Origin of the sequence: Acinetobacter sp. 1566109 (assembly GCF_000582255.1) — a bacterium.
Classification (GTDB): domain Bacteria; phylum Pseudomonadota; class Gammaproteobacteria; order Pseudomonadales; family Moraxellaceae; genus Acinetobacter; species Acinetobacter nosocomialis.
In genome coordinates this window covers 62,320-80,978 of sequence record NZ_JEYB01000002.1, presented here as the reverse complement: position 1 = coordinate 80,978, position 18,659 = coordinate 62,320, and the positions used below count along the sequence as shown (strand labels likewise).

The window sequence follows — 18,659 nt, the reverse complement described above, 5'->3', positions numbered from 1 at the left end:
AATTTTGAATCCCTGAAAATAGGGATGAGAAAAGTTATGGTTTTATAGAGCAGTTGGTGGGGCGTGTTTAATCGGTAAAATATAGAAAGTAAGGGGGCGTTCTAGTTGTATGGTCCACGTATGACACAGACATCGTACACGGCTAAACCAACGTAAAATTAAAACAAAAATCAAAGCAATGAGTGGAATTAAAATTGCTGCATCTAGGCCATGCGTACATAACGGGCAATGCTTCATGATTTGAGTAGCTAGAGCAAAGACTTCTTGAGCATGCGAACTATGAAATTTATCTTGAACAGATTCCATATGATGATGAGCATGTGAAGCGTGATGCTGCTCCATATTAAAATTTTGTTGGTGGGCTGAATGCTCTAATACAACTGGTTGGCAGTGACTAGGCATAGTATACAACTCAGGTACGATGCCAATTTGCACAAGAGTAGGCAAAAAAATGTGCCATAGTAAACACAGCAAAGTGATAGCACTTAAAAGCGTGCGCCACTTCAGCAAATGTTGACGGAAACTCAGCACCATATTTTAGGCGGTCGTAGTGGAAAAACTCGTCGAAGTATAATCAAAAACGAATAGCTGTCATAGCTGAATTCTGACCAAACAAAATAAAAAAAACCCTCAAAAATGAGGGTTTAATCTTCAATCTTTAAAAGATGAATTAACGGTTAGGTAAAACATCTTTTAGAGCTTCATGCATTTCAAGCAATGTCTTTTCGGTAGTTTCCCAATCAATACAACCATCAGTGACTGATTTACCATATTCAAGGTCGCAAAGATTTTCAGGAATATCTTGGCGGCCGCCTTTTAAGTGGCTTTCGACCATAATACCTACGATAGACTTATTACCATCTAAAATTTGTTCAGTAATATTTTTAAGAACAAGCGGTTGTAAGTATGGGTCTTTATTTGAGTTTGCGTGGCTCGCATCGATCATGATTTTGTTGCTAACTTTTGCTTTTGCTAAAGCATTTTCTGCTTCTGCAACAGAGCCAGCATCATAGTTTGGCTTACCATTACCGCCACGTAATACTACGTGTGCATAAGGATTACCATTTGTATTAATAATTGAAACCTGACCGTCTTCGTTAAGACCTAAGAAACTGTGACCATATTTAACAGACTGCATGGCATTGGTTGCGACAGTTAAACCACCGTCTGTACCATTTTTAAAACCTACTGGTGATGATAAGCCAGAAGACATTTCACGGTGAGTTTGGCTCTCGGTTGTACGTGCACCAATCGCAGACCATGAAATTAAATCTTGGTAGTACTGTGGAGAGTTAGGGTCAAGTGCTTCAGTTGCACAAGGTAAACCTTTTTCATTTAACTCAAGTAAAAGTTTACGACCAATACGTAGACCTTTCTCAATGTTAAATGAGTCATTCATATCTGGATCGTTAATTAAGCCTTTCCAGCCAATTGTTGTACGTGGTTTTTCAAAATAAACACGCATAACTAGATATAGAGTATCTTTAACCTTTTCGCTTAGCGCTTTTAAGCGGTCAGCATATTCGTGAGCAGCTTTTGGATCATGAATAGAGCAAGGACCAATAACGACAAATAAACGTTTATCTGAACCATCTAAAATATTACGAATAGTTTCGCGACCTTTTAGGACAGTTTGTGAAGCAACATCAGATAAAGGAAGTTCTGACTTAAGCTCGGCAGGTGTTACAAGAGTTTGGATGCTTTTAATATTAACGTCGTCGATATCTGGCTTGGAAACGGAATTTGAATGTGTAGTCATTGCTGTCACTGGTTCGATCATACTAAAGGTTGTTTTGTGTACTGAATATACCATGAAATAATTATGAAAATGCTACATCTCATGGTATTTCAGTTTGGAAAAATCCTATTGATTTTACTATCTTTCAGTCGAGTTGCTTGTTTTTTCAGCAACTACTGCTTGTTGTTGTACCACAGCTGCTTTTGGTTTGGCTTTGACTGGGTGAACCATAAAGTTAACACCGAGGGCAAATAGGGTAATCCCTAGAATTTTTCGGATTAAGCGTTCCGGCATACGAGAGCTAATTAATGTCCCAATGATAATTGCCGGAATAGAACCCACTAATAACCACATAAGTAGCATAAAGTCGACGTTACCCGCACTCATATGTCCAAGACCAGCAACTAGGGTAAGTAATACGGCGTGTACTACATCTGACCCAATAATTCGAATCATTGGTAAGTTCGGGAACATAATCACAAGTGCCATAATGCCAAAGGCACCAGCACCAACAGACGATAAGGTTACGAATACACCTAAAATGATACCCATAATGACAATATAGGTACGCTTGTTTTGAACAGCTAATTGCTCATTTTCAGTTTGGGTATTCTCTTTATTTCGGAATTTACTGAAGAACTTTTCAATACGAGAACGGAAAATAATAGAAACACCAGTCAAAGTCAGCATAAAGCCTAAAACCATTGTTAAAACGGCTTTATAGTGTGTTGACTGACTTAAATAATGTTCCAATACCCACGTAGTACCGAAAGATGCAGGAATACTACCGACTGCTAGCCATAAAACGATAGGCCACACGATATTGAGTTTTTTTGCGTGAACCATTGATCCACAAAACTTTGAAATTGCGGCATAAAGTAAATCGGTACCAATTGCGATATGCGGTTCAATTCTAAAAAGACCAATTAAAATTGGTGTCATTAATGACCCACCACCAACTCCTGTAATCCCTACACAGAAACCAACTAACATACCCGCTAAGATAAATTCAAAAGCACCAGACATCTTTATCGCCACTTATCACGAAACGCAGATATCTTATTCCTTTTAGAGATAAACAGTTGTCATGAATAATGATTTACTTATGCAAAAAAACGCTAAGCAATCAAAAATATGCCTATTTTGATGAAATTTTATTCAAATTCATGACTTAGATGATGATTTCAAAGCTCTTAAGGGGTTAAGCCAAAGTATGAGTAAAAAGGTAAGGGGTGTTGCAAAGATCCACCAGCTGACAAAACCAATTGAAAAACCATATTTTTTGATGAGAATAAACCCGCTCAACGCAAATAGTAAAAAGGCCAATATCCTTAACAATGGATAATATTTTTGAGCTAAAGATTTGAAATGACCAGTTGATTTCGATGAGCGATACTTTTCAGTCGATATGAATAGTAAATACATGCCTAGTAAAGTCAGGATAAATACAAAGAACATCATGAATTCACCTCAATATTTAACTTATTCAGCTTTTTTTGAATTTTTTCTACGGCTTTATGTTGAATCGGTTTAATTTTAAAAAATATGAAAAGGGCTAAGGCTGCAAATAACCAGAAAAAAATATCTATGCGTGCAAAATCCCAATAAGCGTTAAAGTTTTGGTCATAATGATTTTTTAGCAAATAACTTATATTTAAGAGAGGGAGTGCTATACAAAGCAAAATGAAGATGCCAAGTTGAGTTCGCCACAAATATTGTTTTTTAGTGATGAGCGCAATAATCAAGCTTATTAACCACACCAAGAAGAAGCTATAAATTTCATAATTGATAGTAGTTGTCGTGACTGTAAACAATCGATTTGCATATAAATAAGCAAGTGTTGCACAAGGCAAACCTATAAATGTAGCAACATTTAAACGATCAACTAAATAATGCCCAAAATGAAACTTACTATTTTTCTTTTGAAGTTGGCGTTTTAGGCTCCAAAGTAACAAGCCAGATGCAATCATTACACATCCTAAAATACCAGAGAAAAACAACCCTAAGCGAAGTAAAGGCTGAGCAAAAGTTGCCATGTGTAAGCCATATACTCCAGCATAAAGTGTAGCAATAGGACTATGATTACATGTATCACCCAAGACGTTGCCAGTTGACGCGTCTAGTGTGATTTGTGCTTGATTACGGGTAATAGAACGGTCTTCTTGCTGAATAAATGTAATTTGAGCCTGATTCGTATTTGGGTTTTTAACACTCATGGTTGATAAAGTTTGATTTCCCCAACGTTGCTGAACTTGACTCAATAACTTCTCAATAGCTAAGTTTTGAGCAGGTTGAATCGATTGGTTCTCAGAGACCGTCTTTGTGCGAATTTCGGTAAAATATTGATAGGGATTATCTGGATAGAGTTTTTGCATTCCCCAAGGAAGATATAAATAGAAGAAAATAGCCAAGCCTGTAAAAGTAATAGTCAAAAAGAAGGGCAGTGCAATAACAGATGAAACATTATGAAAATCTAACCATGAACGCTGAGACTTAAAGGTCCGTAAAGTAAAAAAGTCGCTAAAGATTTTTTTATGGGTAATAATGCCTGAGATTAAGGCAATTAACATAATAAAAGCTGCTAAAGATACAACGAGCCGTCCAATTAATATCGGAATACCAAAAAGTTGATAGTGAAAACGATAGAAGAAGTCACCACCTTCAGTTGCTGAAAGTTTTAGTTCTTGACCAGTATTTGCATCAAGTGTTGCATTTCCATAACCACCGTCTGGTTTTTCCCAATACATGGTGTTAGCAGGACTTTCTGCGGTAGCAACAGTTAAATACCAAGATTTGGCATCTGGAGCGTTTTTTTGTAAGTACTGATATGCTGTTTTAATGGCCACATCTTGTTTTATTTCGTACTGTGCAAGTGCTGGTTGCATCCATAAATTAATTTCATGGCGGTAATACGACAAACTCCCCATTAAAAAAATAGTAAATACGAGCCATCCAAAAATTAATCCAGTCCATGAATGCAGCCATGCCATAGATTGGCGTATACCTTTATGCATAACTCACCATCCGTGTCACAATAAAGAAAAGGGTAAATAGCACGATTGATAGCCCAGTCACTTTCCATAATGATTGAATGCAAAAACCTACCATCACAAAAAATACATAAAACAAAATAGAGATAAATGCTGCCAAATAAATGGCTTCAGGTTTATCTAGAGTCAAATAGAAGATACCAGTAAGCCCAAGACTTAAATAAGCCATACAGACATAACCCATAGCGAAAACGACTAAAAATCGATAGAAAACTTTTATACGATATGACATAGGGAGATTTAATGTTTTGGACATCTTTACTGGCACATAAAAAATAAAAGAAAGCCAACACCTAAAGTGGAGTTGGCTACGCGTTTAATATTTAAACTTTACAGCAACCGTATAGTTGGCTGAGGGTCCATAAAAGCCTTGACCATTAGGGAAACTATACAAATATTTCTTATCGAAAATATTATTTCCATTGGCTTGGAGCGTAATGTGATCATTCACTTCATAGCTCGCCATTAAATTTACTAAGGCATAAGCATCTTGCTTGATGGTGCTGTTTGCTGTCGAGTCGTATAGCTTCACGGCATCTTGCCATTGTAGCCCTGCGCCAACTTTCAGCTTAGGTAAAACTGATGGTGTATAGGTAGTCAGCAAATTAAGGGTTTGGTTTGGATTATACTTTCTCGCTTCGCCACCATTTTTTATATCTTTAATACTAAATTGAGCATAGCCAAAAGCAAGATTGACGTTATCAGTGATTTGACCAGATAACCCGACTTCGACACCTTGTGATTCTAAATCACTGGTTGGCACTTTTCGATTAAGTGGATTTCCGTCCGAGTTACGTAGTGGGTAATTGTTTTGTTCGGTTTTAAATACTGAAAGCGTCCCAGTTAAACGGTTATCTAGCCATGAGCTTTTTACACCCATTTCATAGCTTTTACCTTCAATTGGTTTTAAAGCTTGATTGGTATCTTGATCAATACCAGTTTGTGGACGGAAAATTGAAGTATAGCTCATATAACCTGTATATTCAGGTGTAAAGTTATAAGTTAAGCCCGCATACGGTGAAACTTTACTTTCACTATATTCCATAGGCGAACCATAGCTTTCGCCTTTACTCTCGGCTTTCACATAGTTTGCGCCAAGCAACAGTTTTAAATCTTCGTTGAGATGTAAGCGGGTAGCAGCATAAATTGAATCTATATTTTGCGTATAGTTCGCTGCTTCAGAGAAATCTGACCACGTTATAGATTGAGGTGTCCAACTTGCCCAGTTTGTGGTGGTCGAATTGATAACATTACTATCGTTAATTGTTCCCGTAGATTGTTTATCGTGTTGACGACTACGTACATAGTTATAACCTAACGTTGCTTCATGCTCTTGGTTAAAGAGCTTATAAGTTCCCTCAAGGTTAAAATCTACAGCATGTTGTTCTTGATGCTCTTGGCCACCCCATGGTGTCAAAGACACTCCTGAACCATCAGCTTTTGGGTAACCATAATAGTAAAGGAGGCGACTGTTATGCTTACTATCAAGATAGTTATAAGTTAGCTTAGCTGCCCATTGATCATTAATTTTCTGTTTTAATTCAACAAAAGCATTCTGTGTTTCATTATCCCAATGTGCCCAGTTAGGGTTTGGGTTATAGGAGCGATCATAAGAAATTTGTTTGCCGTTGGCATCAAGCAAGGGTAGAGCACCCCAGTTGTTTGCATTCGGTTTATTTTTTTCTTGGCTATAACCTAGGGTAAGTAATGTTGTATCTGTTAAATCAGCTTCAACAATACCAGCGAAACCATTTTTTTCTGAAGAATATCGGTCAAGGTATGAGTCACCAGTTTGCTCATAGCCCATAATGCGACCACGGACTTTTCCACTTGGTAGAATTGAGCCAGATACGTCAGCCTCATAACGCTGAGTATCCCAAGACCCGTAACTTATACCGCCGCTTGCTTGAAATTCTTGGGTTGGGCGTTTTCGAATATTATTGATGGTTGCACTTGGGTCACCAAATGCATTCGTTAAAGAGTCAGCACCTTTAACGACTTCTACACGATCATAAAAATAAGTATCAGGATTAGTATTGTTATAGTTATAACCTGAGAGGGGAAAACCTACGCCGTCAGTTAAAATATTTGAAATTTCAAAACCACGAGCCATATAAGTAGTTCGCTCGGTTTCCTGATTGGTTACTGTGACCCCAGGTGTATTGTTTAGAACATCTCGGGTGCTAGTAAGCCCAAAATCTTCAATTTGTTGACGAGTAACGACATTAATAGTTTGAGGCGTTTCTTTAGCCTCAATGTTAAGCTTAGTTGCACTGCTAGAGTTCTTAACATTATAGGCTTTGGTTTGTTCAGAAGACTGCTCTGTACTTGTAGCTTTAACTTGAATCGTCTGCAAAGCTTGTATATTTGCATCTTGAGCATAAGTGAGATTTGCATAACAAATCGCGCAGGCGATTACAGAAAGTTTAAATGGTCGAGGTGGGATGGTCATAATAGTAAAGATAATGTAAATAATTCTCATTTATTTTATTGTTTGTAAATGTAAGCTACAATTCAAATCGCATTGTTAATTTTGATTAAAAGATAGTGCATGAGTGTAATTTTAGATTGTGGTGTGCTTCTGCTGGCTTTAGCCATATATATTTAGCAAGTTCAAGATTAATAAGCCTCTATGCTAGAATGCATTATTTCAAATTTTTGGGTAAATCGCCTTGGCAAATCGAAAACTTAAAATAGGCATTGTAGTTGGGGAAGTTTCTGGAGATACACTGGGTGTGAAACTTATGCGTAGTTTCCGTGAACAAGGAATCGATGCTGAGTTTGAAGGAATCGGTGGACCCCAAATGATTGCTGAGGGTTTTAACAGTTATTATCCAATGGAAACTTTATCTGTAATGGGGATTGTTGAGGTATTAAAAGATTTAAAAAAACTATTTGCCGTGCGAGATGGTTTAATTAACCAATGGACTCAGCAACCGGTTGATATTTTTATTGGTATTGATGCACCCGATTTTAACCTCAGACTTTCTAAAAGTATTAAAGAAAAGAATCTTCTGATCAAAACAGTTCAATACGTGAGTCCATCTGTTTGGGCGTGGCGCCAAGGACGTGTACATGGCATTAAACAGAGTATAGATTTAGTACTTTGTTTATTTCCGTTTGAAAAAGTCTTTTATGAGCGCTATGAAGTTCCAGCGGCCTTTGTAGGTCATCCACTAGCAAAACAATTACCACTCGAAAATCCAATTCAAATTGCTAAACAGCAATTGGGTCTTAATGAAAATCAGAAGTATATTGCTTTATTACCAGGTAGCCGAAAAGGTGAAGTAGAGCGACTTCTTCCTATGTTACTGGGTGCTGCTAATATTTTGCATACCAAATATCCAGATATCCAATTCTTGATTCCGGCCATTAATGATGCCCGTAAGCAACAGATTGAGCAGGGTGTTCAACAACTAGCACCTCATTTAAAGGCTTGCATTAATATTTTAGAAAATACAGATAGCGAATCGAAAATTGGCCGTATGGTCATGAATGCAAGTGATATTATTGCTTTAGCTTCTGGGACTGCGACATTAGAAGCAATGTTAATGCATAGACCGATGGTCACTTTCTATAAATTGCATTGGCTGACCTATATAATTGCTAAGCTTTTGGTCAAAATTCCTTATTATTCTTTACCGAATATTATTGCGGGTAAAAAAGTTATTGAAGAGCTGATTCAGGCAGATGCTACGCCAGAAAATTTAGCAGCTGAAATAGAAAAACTAATGAATGTTGAAACGGCGCAAATTCAAGTAATGCAACATTTAACCATGCATAAACAACTTATTTCTGGAAATACGGAAGATCCTGTTCAGGCTATTTTGAAATGTCTGAATAGCTAACCTTTAGGATTTTGATTGGCTAATTGCTTTTAATCCTGCTAATGAAAATTTTTTGAAATGTTCAATTAAATCATGCAATGGCATCTGAGCAATATTTTTAAGAGGCTCAGGTGCTTGAGTATTTGGTCCAGCAATAATGAGCATCATACAAGGTGTCATCACGCTTAAAATACATGGTAAAACCGCTGGATCATTTTCCTCTAAACCTGCAACTTGACTAATTAACTTACGAATAAGAAAAAATTTTCTCATACCTGTAAGTTCAATAAAACTTAATAAATGCTCAGAAGGTGAAAACAGTTCACGAATAAAAACTTTGCCATGCCAGACATCTTTTTCTGTCAATTTATGCAGTAAAGTTTCAAGTAGTAAACTCAATTTTTCTTCAGGAGAGTAAGTGCTTTCGACAAGTTCTAGTAAGTATTGTTCATCTAGATAGTGGGCATGTGCTTCCACCAAAACTGCTTGATATAAACCATCTCGACCATCAAAGTGATAGTTAATTGCAGCTAAATCGACATTAGCAGCGTTAGCAATTGTTTTGTTCGCTGTTTTTGCAAAACCATACTGGGCAATTAATGGTCCTGCTGCCTCAATAATTTTAGTCTTTGTTAAGTCACCATCACTTCGTCTAGATCTGGACATGTTTAAACCTAATTTTCATTCACCATAAAAGTATATCTTTTATTCAAAGATTGGAGTAATTTAAATTTAAATTGAATTTAAACTAAGAAAATTTGAATTTAATAAAGGATAATAAGATGAATAAAAAAGTGATTGCCATAGTCCTAGTTATTATAGCTCTGGTTGTCATCGGTTTTTGGGTGTGGGGATATAAGACTAAGAATCAAGAAGATAGTAATTTGACTCTATATGGAAACGTGGATATACGCCAAGTTTCACTTGCATTTGAACAGTCGGGCCGTATTGAAAAACTCTTAGTTCAAGAGGGCGATAAAGTTAAAGCCGGTCAAGTATTAGCAACTCTGAATACTAATGCATTACAAATTCAGGCAAAGCAAGCCCAAGCACAACTCAAAGCTCAACAAGAAGCTATCGTTAAACAACAAGTCGGAGCTCGCCCTGAAGAAATCACCCAAGCAAAAGCACAACTCGCTTCTGCTCAAGCTGATTTAGATAAAGCCAGTAAAAACCTGCAAAGGTTACAAATATTGGTGAGTAGTACGGATGGTCGGGCAATTAGCCAACAAGAACTCGACTATGCCAAAAGTAATCAACATAGTGCTGAAGCAGCGGTCCGTGAAAGACAAGCTAATTTAGAATTGGTCATTAAAGGCGCTAGACAAGAGGATCGAGAAGCAACCAAAGCACAATATGACGCAACCAAAGCGAATTTAGATCTAATCAACTATAACCTTACTCAAGCTGTACTAAAGTCTCCTGTAAATGCAGTTGTGAGAGCGCGACTACAAGAAGTTGGAGATATGACCACTGCGCAAAAGGCAGTTTATACATTGGCCTTGACCGATCCAAAATGGGTTCGTGTATATGCAAATGAAAAAGATTTGAGTTCCATTCATATGGGTGGTACGGCACAGGTCATTCGAGATGCTGATCCGAATCAACCTATCAATGGAAAAATTGGCTATATATCTTCTGTGGCTGAGTTCACGCCTAAAACTGTACAGACTGATGAGATAAGAACAACTCTAGTTTATGAAGTTCGAGTTTACGTAAATGACGCGAATGATCAATTGAAAATGGGTCAACCAGTGACTGTAAAAGTACCACTTGTTTCAGGTGAGAAAGCTCATGACTGATAATAATGTAGTGGTTCAAGCCCATCATTTATCGATGACTTTTAAAAGTGAAAATAAAAAGTTAGCAGATACTAAGGCAATTGATGATTTGGATATGCAAATCAATAAAGGAGAACTTACTGCTTTAGTTGGCCCAGATGGTGCAGGAAAAACAACTTTATTAAGATTAGTTGCTGGACTATATAAAGCTACTTCAGGTTCTCTGAATGTGCTTGGGTTTGATATCGATAAAAATCCTCAAGCTGTGCAAGACCGTATTAGTTATATGCCACAACGTTTCGGTCTATATGAAGACTTAAGTGTACAAGAAAATTTAAATTTATATGCCGATTTACATGGCGTTCCCAAAGATGTACGCAGTCAAAGATTTAAACGGTTATTAGAAATAACGGATCTTACTCAATTCATTCAACGCCCAGCAGGGAAACTTTCTGGTGGAATGAAACAAAAGCTAGGACTGGCATGTACGTTAGTTCGTTCCCCAGAATTACTATTGCTTGATGAGCCTAGTGTTGGAGTAGATCCTTTATCAAGAAGAGATTTATGGACTATTATTGAACAGCTTGTTCAAGAAGAAAATTTAAGCGTTATTATAAGTACTGCTTATATGGATGAAGCAGAAAAGTATGACTATGTATATATCATGTATGAGGGCAAAATTTTAAAGCAAGGCTCACCTGAGCAATTAAAAGAAATAGCACATGGACAAACATGGAAAGTAAAACTTTCAGAGCAAATTAAGGCACGGACTTTACAAGCCCAATTGCTTGGAAATTCTGTTGACATTATTGATGCTGTTCCAAAGGGTGAACAGGTAAACTTTATCAGTCGCCAAAAAGAATTATCAACAGATATTTTACCTCAGGGGCTAGTCGCTCATAGGCGATCAGCCGAACTTGAAGATGCGTTTATGATGTTGTTGCAGCAGACTCAAAAGCAAAGAAAACATGTATCTGTTCCTGAGCAGAATTTTCATTTAGAACAAAACAATAATTTAAAATCACAACAACCCGTCATTGTTGTTAAAGATTTAGTCAGAACCTTTGGCGATTTTACTGCCGTTGCCAATACATCCTTTGATGTAAAGCGAGGCGAAATATTTGGATTACTTGGCCCAAATGGTGCGGGTAAAACCACAACATTTCGGATGTTATGTGGATTGTTACCAGCAAGTAGTGGTTATCTAGAAGTTGCTGGTAAAAACTTACGCACAGCTCGTGCTGAGGCACGAGGCAAAGTGGGGTATGTCTCTCAGAAATTTGCACTGTATAGCAATTTAACTGTTTTAGAAAATTTGAAGTTTTTTGGTGGGGCCTATGGTCTAACAGGCAAAAAACTAAATCAACAAATTGATAATGCATTAGAGCAATACGATTTAAAACCTCATATTAAAAGTGGTGATTTACCCGGTGGTTATAAACAACGACTATCTATGGCTGCAGCACTGTTGCATGAACCAGAAATTTTATTTTTAGATGAACCTACGAGCGGGATAGATCCTCTTGCACGGCGTTCATTTTGGTACAGCATTGGCGAGCTAGCAAATCAGGGAATTACCATCATTATTACGACTCATTTTATGGAGGAGGCGGAATATTGTGACCGCATCGCCATACAAGATGCTGGAAAATTATTGGCCTTAGGCTCACCCCAACAAGTACGCGATTTAGCCAGCCGAGATAGGCATATTGGTGATATGAATGAGGCTTTTATAGCAATTGTAGAGCAAGCCCGTGCTTTAAAGCATGCTGTTTAGGAGGTCTACAATGAGCTTTGGATTTTGGAATCGATTGACAGCGTTAGTAAGGAAAGAAACTAAGCAGCTCATTCGTGACAAAAGCAGCCTCGGGATTGGTCTGGTTTTGCCTGTTATTTTAATTTTATTGTTTGGTTATGGACTTTCCTTTGACTTAAATCAGGCACGAGTTGGTGTCGTAGTTGATCAGTCCTCACCACAGATCAATCAGATTTTAGCGGGTTTAAAGGGTTCGCGATATTTAGCAAGTCAAGAGTTTCCTAGTTTACCTAAAGCAGGACAGGCCATTCGAGATGGAGAAATTGATGCCATTTTGCACTTTCCTTCAGATTTTACGAGTCAGACACAACAAGGTAATGCAAAGGCTCAACTACTATTAAATGGTACATCCACCACCATAGCAACAGCTTTGGAGGGCTATATTACAGGGGCTTTGGCTACCGCGGCGTCTATACAAGTTGATCGTGGTCAAATATTAGCAACGTCAAGTGCCATTAATGTTGAACAACGAATATGGTTTAACGAATCTGCTAATAGTACTTGGTTTTTAGTCCCTGGCTTAATGGTATTAATTTTAACTTTAATCGGTGCATTTTTAACTGGTTTACTTATTGCTCGTGAAAGGGAGCGGGGAACACTAGAGGCCTTATTTGTCACACCTGTAAGACCATTTGAAATTGTATTAGCAAAGCTCATTCCTTATGTTGTTGTCGGCATGATTGATATCGTAATCTGTATTATTGCTGCCTATTTTATTTTTGAAGTACCCATGCGCGGTTCATTATTCTCAGTTTTATCGGCTTCATTTCTCTATTTAGTTGTTTCTTTATTACTTGGTTTAACCATATCGGGTTTTGCTCAAAGTCAGTTTCAGGCAAGTCAAATTGCTTTATTGGCAAGTTTTATGCCCGCACTTATGCTTTCAGGATTTGTTTTCGATACACGTAACTTACCTTTAGTGGTGCAAATTATTAGCCAGTTACTGCCAGCTACACATTTTATGATTTTAATTAAAACCTTATTTATGGGAGGTGATGACTGGAAGTTATGGCTTAAAGAATGCGGTTTTTTACTGGGATATATTGTTGTTTTGATATGTGCCGTGAACTTTTCACTAAAAAAACGGTTGAGATAAAGTTATGTGGCAAAAATTAATCACGTGGCTGAAGCATTTAAGTTTTTTAGTCAAAAAAGAATTCTTAACTATTTTTAGTGACCCTGCAAATAGAGTCATTCTATTTGTACCAGCACTGATGCAAGCACTTTTGTTTGGTTACGCTGCAACTTATGATGTTAACCGTGTGGATTATGCAATTCTAGATCAGAGCAATGGCCAAGTCTCACATGAACTCATCTCAAAATTAGATGGCTCTGGTATTTTTAAGCGTGTTGCAACACTTCAATATACCGAACAAATCAAACAGGTGATTGATAACCGTCAGGTATTGCTTGTAATCACGATTCCTTCAGACTTCGAGAGTAAATTAAATAATAACCAAAACTCTCCTATACAGGTGATTGTTGACGGCAGGAATTCATCAACCGCAGTCGTAGCAGGTTCATATCTAAACAAAATAGTTGGACAGTTTAATCAGCAAAAATTTAATTCAGCTTTACCTATTAGCCTTGAAACAAGAACATGGTATAACCCAAATCAAGAGTCTCGATGGAGCTTAATGCCTTCATTAATTGCGGCATTAAGTATGATGCAGACACTACTTTTATCTGCTTTGTCAGTCGCACGTGAACGTGAGCAGGGAACATTTGATCAGTTATTAGTAACACCGTATACGCCATTACAAATTATGATTGGTAAAGCTTTGCCGCCAATTTTTGTAGGACTGATGCAGTCAACTATTATTTTATTGATTATTTTGTTCTGGTTTAAAATTCCCATGAATGGCTCTATTGGGCTGCTTTATTTTGGGTTATTGAGTTTTAACGTGGCTATAGTTGGAGTGGGCTTATCAATTTCTGCATTATCATTAAATATGCAACAAGCCATGCTATTTACGTTTCTACTAATTATGCCTTTGATGTTGCTTTCAGGCTTACTGACACCTGTAGAAAATATGCCAAAAGCACTTGAAATAGCAACTTACGCAAATCCTTTAAGGTTTGGAATTAATTTGGTACAACGGGTGTATTTGGAAGGAGCAAACTTTACACAAGTTCAATTTAATTTTATTCCAATGATCATACTTGGACTGATCACTTTACCTTTAGCAGCTTGGCTATTTAGGAATAGATTATCTTAATCGTATTAATGAAAAGCCCCATTTTAGGGGCTTTTTAAATTTACTTATGCACGTACGATCAGTTCGTAACCCGTATATTTACGAATGTTGATAACACCAATATCAAAAATTAAATATTGGCCTTTGATACCTTGTAATAAACCACGAATTTTTGGTGTTTTATCTAAGTTTAGAGACTTAATTTTTTCAGGATATTGTTCAACAGGATAAACAAACTCACGCGGTAACTCATTTTCTAGTAATTCAACTGTCTCGTTAAATTCAAGATTTTGGCTAAACTCTTCACGTATAGTTTGAATTTTAGGTGCAAACTCTTCAATTAATTGATCACGTTGTTCAACCATATTTAGAGGTTCAGCTTCGCCTTTGAGAAGTTTACGCCAGTCAGTTTTATCAGCAATTAGGGAACCAAACATGGTTTCAAGTTGACCAGATAAACGACGTGATCCAACTTTTAAAATAGGTAAAGCCTGAGTTGCTCCCTGATCTAGCCAGCGACCTGGCATATGGCTAACACGGGTAATTCCTACTTTTAAAGCACTTGAATTTGCCAAATACACAATATGTGGTTGGAAGCATACACTGTGGGCAAAGTCATCTTCACGACATGTACCTAAATGATAGTGACATGTTTCAGGTTTCATAATGCAAAGATCACACTCAGCTTTCGTTTTAAAACATTTAAAACAGTGACCTTGAGAATAGGACTTCGGTGTTTTGGCGCCACAAGATGTGCAATAAATATTACCTGTCCATTCGATTTCTAGTTCTTGTCCTAAATTAAAAGGAAGATCAATTTCTGAACGGTCTAATACAAATTTGTATTCAACATTTGCCTTGGTTGTCTGTTGATCAGTTACACTAGCATCTTTTAGGCCTGCATGCATTTTATGGCAAATGCCTTGTAGTTCCATAAAGTTTAAACTCACATCTTTCAATTAAGGGTTGCAGTTATGGCTGAACAAAATGTCATCACTTCTATGCTAGACGATTTATCAAACGAACAGCCCATTCATACTGCACTTTGTATTGGCCAGAAAATTGACCAGAATAACGCAATTCAATGGCACTATTTTACCGTAACTGAGCTTTTAAGTCTGCCTTTTACTCAGCGTTATGATTTAGGTTTTGTATTGTTTGATACAGATGAAATGCAAAGCGTTAGCGATGTACATAAATCACAATTATTAGTGAAGTTAAGAGATTTATTAGCAAAACGAATTGTTGTGGTAAGCAAACGCAGTGATGAACAGCTATTACGTTCTTTGGGGTTCACGCAACTCATCGATAAAACTTCACATGATAGTGATTTCGCTTTATGGCAATTTAATATCTTGACCTATAAACATGTTCCAGACTGGTTTAATTCAAAATTTTGGGCAAACCCGGAAAATTGGAATAAATTCCGCTGGTAAAAGGCTATTTAATCTCTTTCAAAATTTAACAATTTCGCTTTTGCTGTCTTAACAAAAAAACGCGTATGCTCCTGTATAAACCATACATAAGAGTTACTCATGACAAATTTAAGCAACATTGTAGAAGTTTTGGCTCAGCAAGCTTTAGGCGGGAACCAGCAAGCATCAGGTCAAGGTGGTTTAGGTGGAATTTTAGGTTCTGTATTGGGACAAATGGGTGGTAATACTTCTTCTGGTGGTCTAGGTGGTGTATTAGGTTCGGTATTAGGCCAAGTGACTGGAAATAACAATACACCTCAAGCTGGTGGCAGTGTACAAAGTTTATTAATTGCTGTAGTACCTTTAATCTTAGGCTGGGTTCAACAACAAGGTGGTTTACAGGCTGCTTTAGAAAAGTTAAAAGGTGCCGGTTTAGGTAGTCAAGTTCAAAGTTGGGTTGATCCAAATCAAAGTAATAGTGAAGTTCCAACTCAGCAACTGCAAAGCTTATTTAACCCTGCAGATGTTGAACAAGTTGCCCAGCAGACTCAAGCGCCAAAAGAGCAAGTTTACGGCGCGATCGCGTCTGTGTTACCTCAGGTTATTGATTCTTTAACACCACAGGGTGAAAGTACAGATCATCAAGAAGCGAATCAAGACATTCAAAACGTGATGAATCTTGTGAGCAGTTTCTTAAAATAAGATTGAGATTAAAAAAAGCCGATATAAAAATTATCGGCTTTTTTGTTGGTACAATAAAATAAAAGGGCATAAGCCCTTTTATTTTATGCAAGATGGTTAATAACTTAGAAGTTATATTCCATACCAGCACCTACAACAGTACGTTTGTCATCTTGAGCAAGCCAGTCACGTTTTTGTTGAGCAACAATACCGTAGAAACGTGCTTGTTTATTAATTTTGTAGTCTAAGCCCACACCGTATTGATCAATTTTACGATCTTGTTGACCATCTACAGAAGCTTTAGATGATTGGTATTGACCTTTTACTACAAAAGGTGTTTCACCAATTCTGTAAGTTACAGCACCAACCCATGCATCTTCTTGTAAGCCTTTATATTTAGTTAGCTCATCAGTTGGTTCAGCATGTTGCCATAAACCACCTAATACAAGTCCAGTTGCGCCAAGTTTACTAAAATCGTAAGAACCAGTTACACGGTAAGCATCAGAGAAAATATTGCTAAGGCCATAGGCATTATATTTACCTTGTACGCTGTAGTTAGCAGCAGCAGCTAATGCTAAACCAATATCTTTGTTTTCGTAGCCGATAGAACCTGAAACTGAGTCACCAAAACCGTTACGTTTGTCATCGTTACCAGATGTACCAGGTGTTGGATCAGCAGGAGTTTCACCTTGTTGGAACATTACATTGAATGTTACACCAGCAAGAAGTTTAGGATCAGATTCAAAACCAATAACGTTATTTAGACGTTCTTCACCATACATTGTGTTGGTAATATCTAAAATAGTGTGGTCGTTATAGATGTCTTGGTAGTTGCCAGCAGCATTTTTAAAGTAAGAGTCAAATTTACCAACTTTTAATGTACCAACATTATTTGATTTGATACCGATATAACGGTTACGTTGACCAAGATCTGTACCATCACCATCAGCATTAATTTGCCATTCAGCTAAATAAACTGCTGATAAATTATCAGTCAATTTCTCTTCGCCTTTTACCCCAATACGAGACGCGTTAGAGTTAACTTCGGTAACGTCACTTTTACCATCGAAATTTTTGTTGTCAACTTGGTCAATGGTAACATTGAGTTTACCGTACAAAGTTGGCGCTGCTTGCACCGCGTTTACGCTTAGAGTTGCAACTGCGGCAGCGAGAAGCAATTTCTTCATTGAGATTTCTCCAAAAGGTATTTTTAAATGGCGTATGCCTAGCTAACTTTTATTTTTTAGTTGGCTTATGTACAAAAAGTTACAGAAGCTCACCAACTTGCTAAGAAGTATCTGTAAACTTTGTGACAGTGGAGTGAAGAAGAAATGACAGTTTTATGACAAATAAAAATTAGAAATACTTTATTTTCTTTTGATTTTATTACACTTTTTAAATAAAAAAGCGGAGCCTAAGCTCCGCTTTTATCTCTTCAAATCAAAGAGCTGCTTTAATTTTTTCAGCTAAGGCCTTGATTTTATCTTGATCTCCCAATTGCGCAGCATGTTTACCAAGTTGGTGAACATTTGTTGGAATTAGGTGAAAATGAACATGAGGGACGGTTTGTCCAGCAGCGGCGCCAGATAATTGCATAAGAACAATTCCATCAAGATTTAATGCTGTTTCCATTGCTTTCGCAATTTTTTGCACGATCTGAATGGTATAGGCTGCCGCTTCAGGCGGTAAATCAAGTAAAGTTACTGCAGGAGTTTTTGGAATAACTAATGCATGACCATCGGCTTGGGGCATAATATCCATAAAAGCTAGAACTTGATCATCTTCATAGAGTTTTATCGCTGGAAGTTCTCCACGTAAAATTTTTGCGAAGATATTTTGATCATCATATGCCATGTATTATTCCTTTAAATACTATTTACACTTCAATTCTTTTTGACGTTCTTTAATTGCATCTAGACGTTGCTGCTCTTTATCAGAGAATTTTGGCTTAGTCGTATGACAATTTTCATTACCATATTTTTCTTTAGCATCTTGGTCTTTAAAACAAAAACCTTTTGATGCATAAATTAAATTGTAATCGTCTTGCAATTTTTGACATTCTTGCTCAGGTGTTGCAGCTTGAGCACTGAAACCGGCAAGGGTTACCATTCCAGTGAATACTGCAACCAATAATTTATTCATGAGCTTTTCCT

General features: G+C 37.2%; 19 protein-coding genes. 7 read left to right on the top strand and 12 right to left on the bottom strand.

All coding sequences use genetic code 11. The features are described 5' to 3' along the window. Window positions 1–42: 42 nt before the first annotated feature. The 7 genes from J582_RS0104350 to J582_RS06640 all read right to left on the bottom strand — a co-directional run bounded on the left by J582_RS0104350 (window position 43) and on the right by J582_RS06640 (window position 7,240). The gene (locus J582_RS0104350; RefSeq protein WP_032047546.1) at window positions 43–534 is read right to left on the bottom strand and encodes a hypothetical protein; all 492 of its coding nucleotides are present in this window, start codon (window positions 532–534) and stop codon (window positions 43–45) included. A gap of 136 nt (window positions 535–670) precedes the next feature. After that, window positions 671–1,780 (bottom strand): 3-deoxy-7-phosphoheptulonate synthase, encoded by a 1,110-nt coding sequence (locus tag J582_RS06660; protein ID WP_016805781.1) that lies wholly within the window; start codon window positions 1,778–1,780, stop codon window positions 671–673. Window positions 1,781–1,876: 96 nt separating this feature from the next. Next, complete coding sequence (locus tag J582_RS06655; protein WP_032047545.1) at window positions 1,877–2,764, bottom strand: sulfite exporter TauE/SafE family protein; 888 nt, start codon at window positions 2,762–2,764, stop codon at window positions 1,877–1,879. A 138-nt stretch (window positions 2,765–2,902) separates the two neighbouring features. After that, window positions 2,903–3,199, bottom strand: coding sequence for a hypothetical protein (locus tag J582_RS0104345; RefSeq protein WP_032047544.1), 297 nt, complete (start codon window positions 3,197–3,199; stop codon window positions 2,903–2,905). Continuing rightward, window positions 3,196–4,752: a PepSY-associated TM helix domain-containing protein gene (locus J582_RS06650; RefSeq protein ID WP_032047543.1), complete on the bottom strand. Its 1,557-nt coding sequence runs from the start codon at window positions 4,750–4,752 to the stop codon at window positions 3,196–3,198. The genes J582_RS0104345 and J582_RS06650 overlap by 4 nt, the downstream gene beginning before the upstream one ends. After that, window positions 4,745–5,044 carry a hypothetical protein gene (locus J582_RS06645; RefSeq protein WP_212750366.1) on the bottom strand — a complete coding sequence of 100 codons (300 nt, stop codon included), beginning with the start codon at window positions 5,042–5,044 and terminating at the stop codon, window positions 4,745–4,747. The genes J582_RS06650 and J582_RS06645 overlap by 8 nt, the downstream gene beginning before the upstream one ends. A 60-nt stretch (window positions 5,045–5,104) precedes the next feature. Continuing rightward, window positions 5,105–7,240 carry a TonB-dependent siderophore receptor gene (locus J582_RS06640; protein ID WP_032047542.1) on the bottom strand — a complete coding sequence of 712 codons (2,136 nt, stop codon included), beginning with the start codon at window positions 7,238–7,240 and terminating at the stop codon, window positions 5,105–5,107. Between the two features lie 220 nt (window positions 7,241–7,460). On the opposite strand from J582_RS06640, the gene lpxB reads away from it, so the two are divergent. Beyond that, window positions 7,461–8,636: a lipid-A-disaccharide synthase gene (gene lpxB, locus J582_RS06635; RefSeq protein ID WP_032047541.1), complete on the top strand. Its 1,176-nt coding sequence runs from the start codon at window positions 7,461–7,463 to the stop codon at window positions 8,634–8,636. A gap of 3 nt (window positions 8,637–8,639) precedes the next feature. Here lpxB and J582_RS06630 read toward each other — a convergent pair whose 3' ends face one another. Next, window positions 8,640–9,281, bottom strand: a complete 642-nt coding sequence (locus J582_RS06630) for a CerR family C-terminal domain-containing protein (protein WP_032047540.1) — start codon at window positions 9,279–9,281, stop codon at window positions 8,640–8,642. A gap of 116 nt (window positions 9,282–9,397) precedes the next feature. Here J582_RS06630 and J582_RS06625 point away from each other — a divergent pair, with 116 nt between their 5' ends. Genes J582_RS06625 through J582_RS06610 form a run of 4 tightly spaced genes read left to right on the top strand, consistent with a single transcriptional unit; the run spans window position 9,398 to window position 14,431 of the window. Next, entirely contained in the window at window positions 9,398–10,417 is a 1,020-nt protein-coding gene (locus tag J582_RS06625) for an HlyD family efflux transporter periplasmic adaptor subunit (RefSeq protein ID WP_032047539.1), read from the top strand. Then, on the top strand, window positions 10,410–12,173 hold the full coding sequence (locus J582_RS06620) for an ATP-binding cassette domain-containing protein (protein ID WP_032047538.1): 1,764 nt from the start codon (window positions 10,410–10,412) through the stop codon (window positions 12,171–12,173). Before J582_RS06625 ends, J582_RS06620 begins: the two co-directional genes overlap by 8 nt. Before the next feature lie 10 nt (window positions 12,174–12,183). Continuing rightward, window positions 12,184–13,308, top strand: a complete 1,125-nt coding sequence (locus J582_RS06615; RefSeq protein ID WP_032047537.1) for an ABC transporter permease — start codon at window positions 12,184–12,186, stop codon at window positions 13,306–13,308. Window positions 13,309–13,312: 4 nt separating this feature from the next. After that, window positions 13,313–14,431, top strand: coding sequence for an ABC transporter permease (locus J582_RS06610; RefSeq protein WP_032047536.1), 1,119 nt, complete (start codon window positions 13,313–13,315; stop codon window positions 14,429–14,431). 44 nt (window positions 14,432–14,475) lie between these two features. On the opposite strand, the gene J582_RS06605 is transcribed toward J582_RS06610, so the two are convergent. Then, window positions 14,476–15,345 (bottom strand): DUF2797 domain-containing protein, encoded by an 870-nt coding sequence (locus J582_RS06605; RefSeq protein WP_022574615.1) that lies wholly within the window; start codon window positions 15,343–15,345, stop codon window positions 14,476–14,478. A 39-nt stretch (window positions 15,346–15,384) separates the two neighbouring features. Between J582_RS06605 and J582_RS06600 the strand changes: the two genes are divergently transcribed. Continuing rightward, window positions 15,385–15,846 (top strand): DUF6231 family protein, encoded by a 462-nt coding sequence (locus tag J582_RS06600; RefSeq protein ID WP_002049924.1) that lies wholly within the window; start codon window positions 15,385–15,387, stop codon window positions 15,844–15,846. A 99-nt stretch (window positions 15,847–15,945) separates the two neighbouring features. Then, entirely contained in the window at window positions 15,946–16,527 is a 582-nt protein-coding gene (locus J582_RS06595) for a YidB family protein (RefSeq protein ID WP_032047535.1), read from the top strand. Between the two features lie 104 nt (window positions 16,528–16,631). On the opposite strand, the gene J582_RS06590 is transcribed toward J582_RS06595, so the two are convergent. The 3 genes from J582_RS06590 to J582_RS06580 all read right to left on the bottom strand — a co-directional run bounded on the left by J582_RS06590 (window position 16,632) and on the right by J582_RS06580 (window position 18,648). Then, the gene (locus tag J582_RS06590) at window positions 16,632–17,693 is read right to left on the bottom strand and encodes a porin (protein WP_002050241.1); all 1,062 of its coding nucleotides are present in this window, start codon (window positions 17,691–17,693) and stop codon (window positions 16,632–16,634) included. 253 nt (window positions 17,694–17,946) lie between these two features. Next, window positions 17,947–18,360, bottom strand: a complete 414-nt coding sequence (locus J582_RS06585; protein WP_000312749.1) for an HIT family protein — start codon at window positions 18,358–18,360, stop codon at window positions 17,947–17,949. Between the two features lie 18 nt (window positions 18,361–18,378). Next, a complete protein-coding gene (locus J582_RS06580; protein ID WP_002049864.1) occupies window positions 18,379–18,648 on the bottom strand; it encodes a YARHG domain-containing protein in 270 nt (89 codons plus the stop codon). Window positions 18,649–18,659 lie beyond the last annotated feature (11 nt).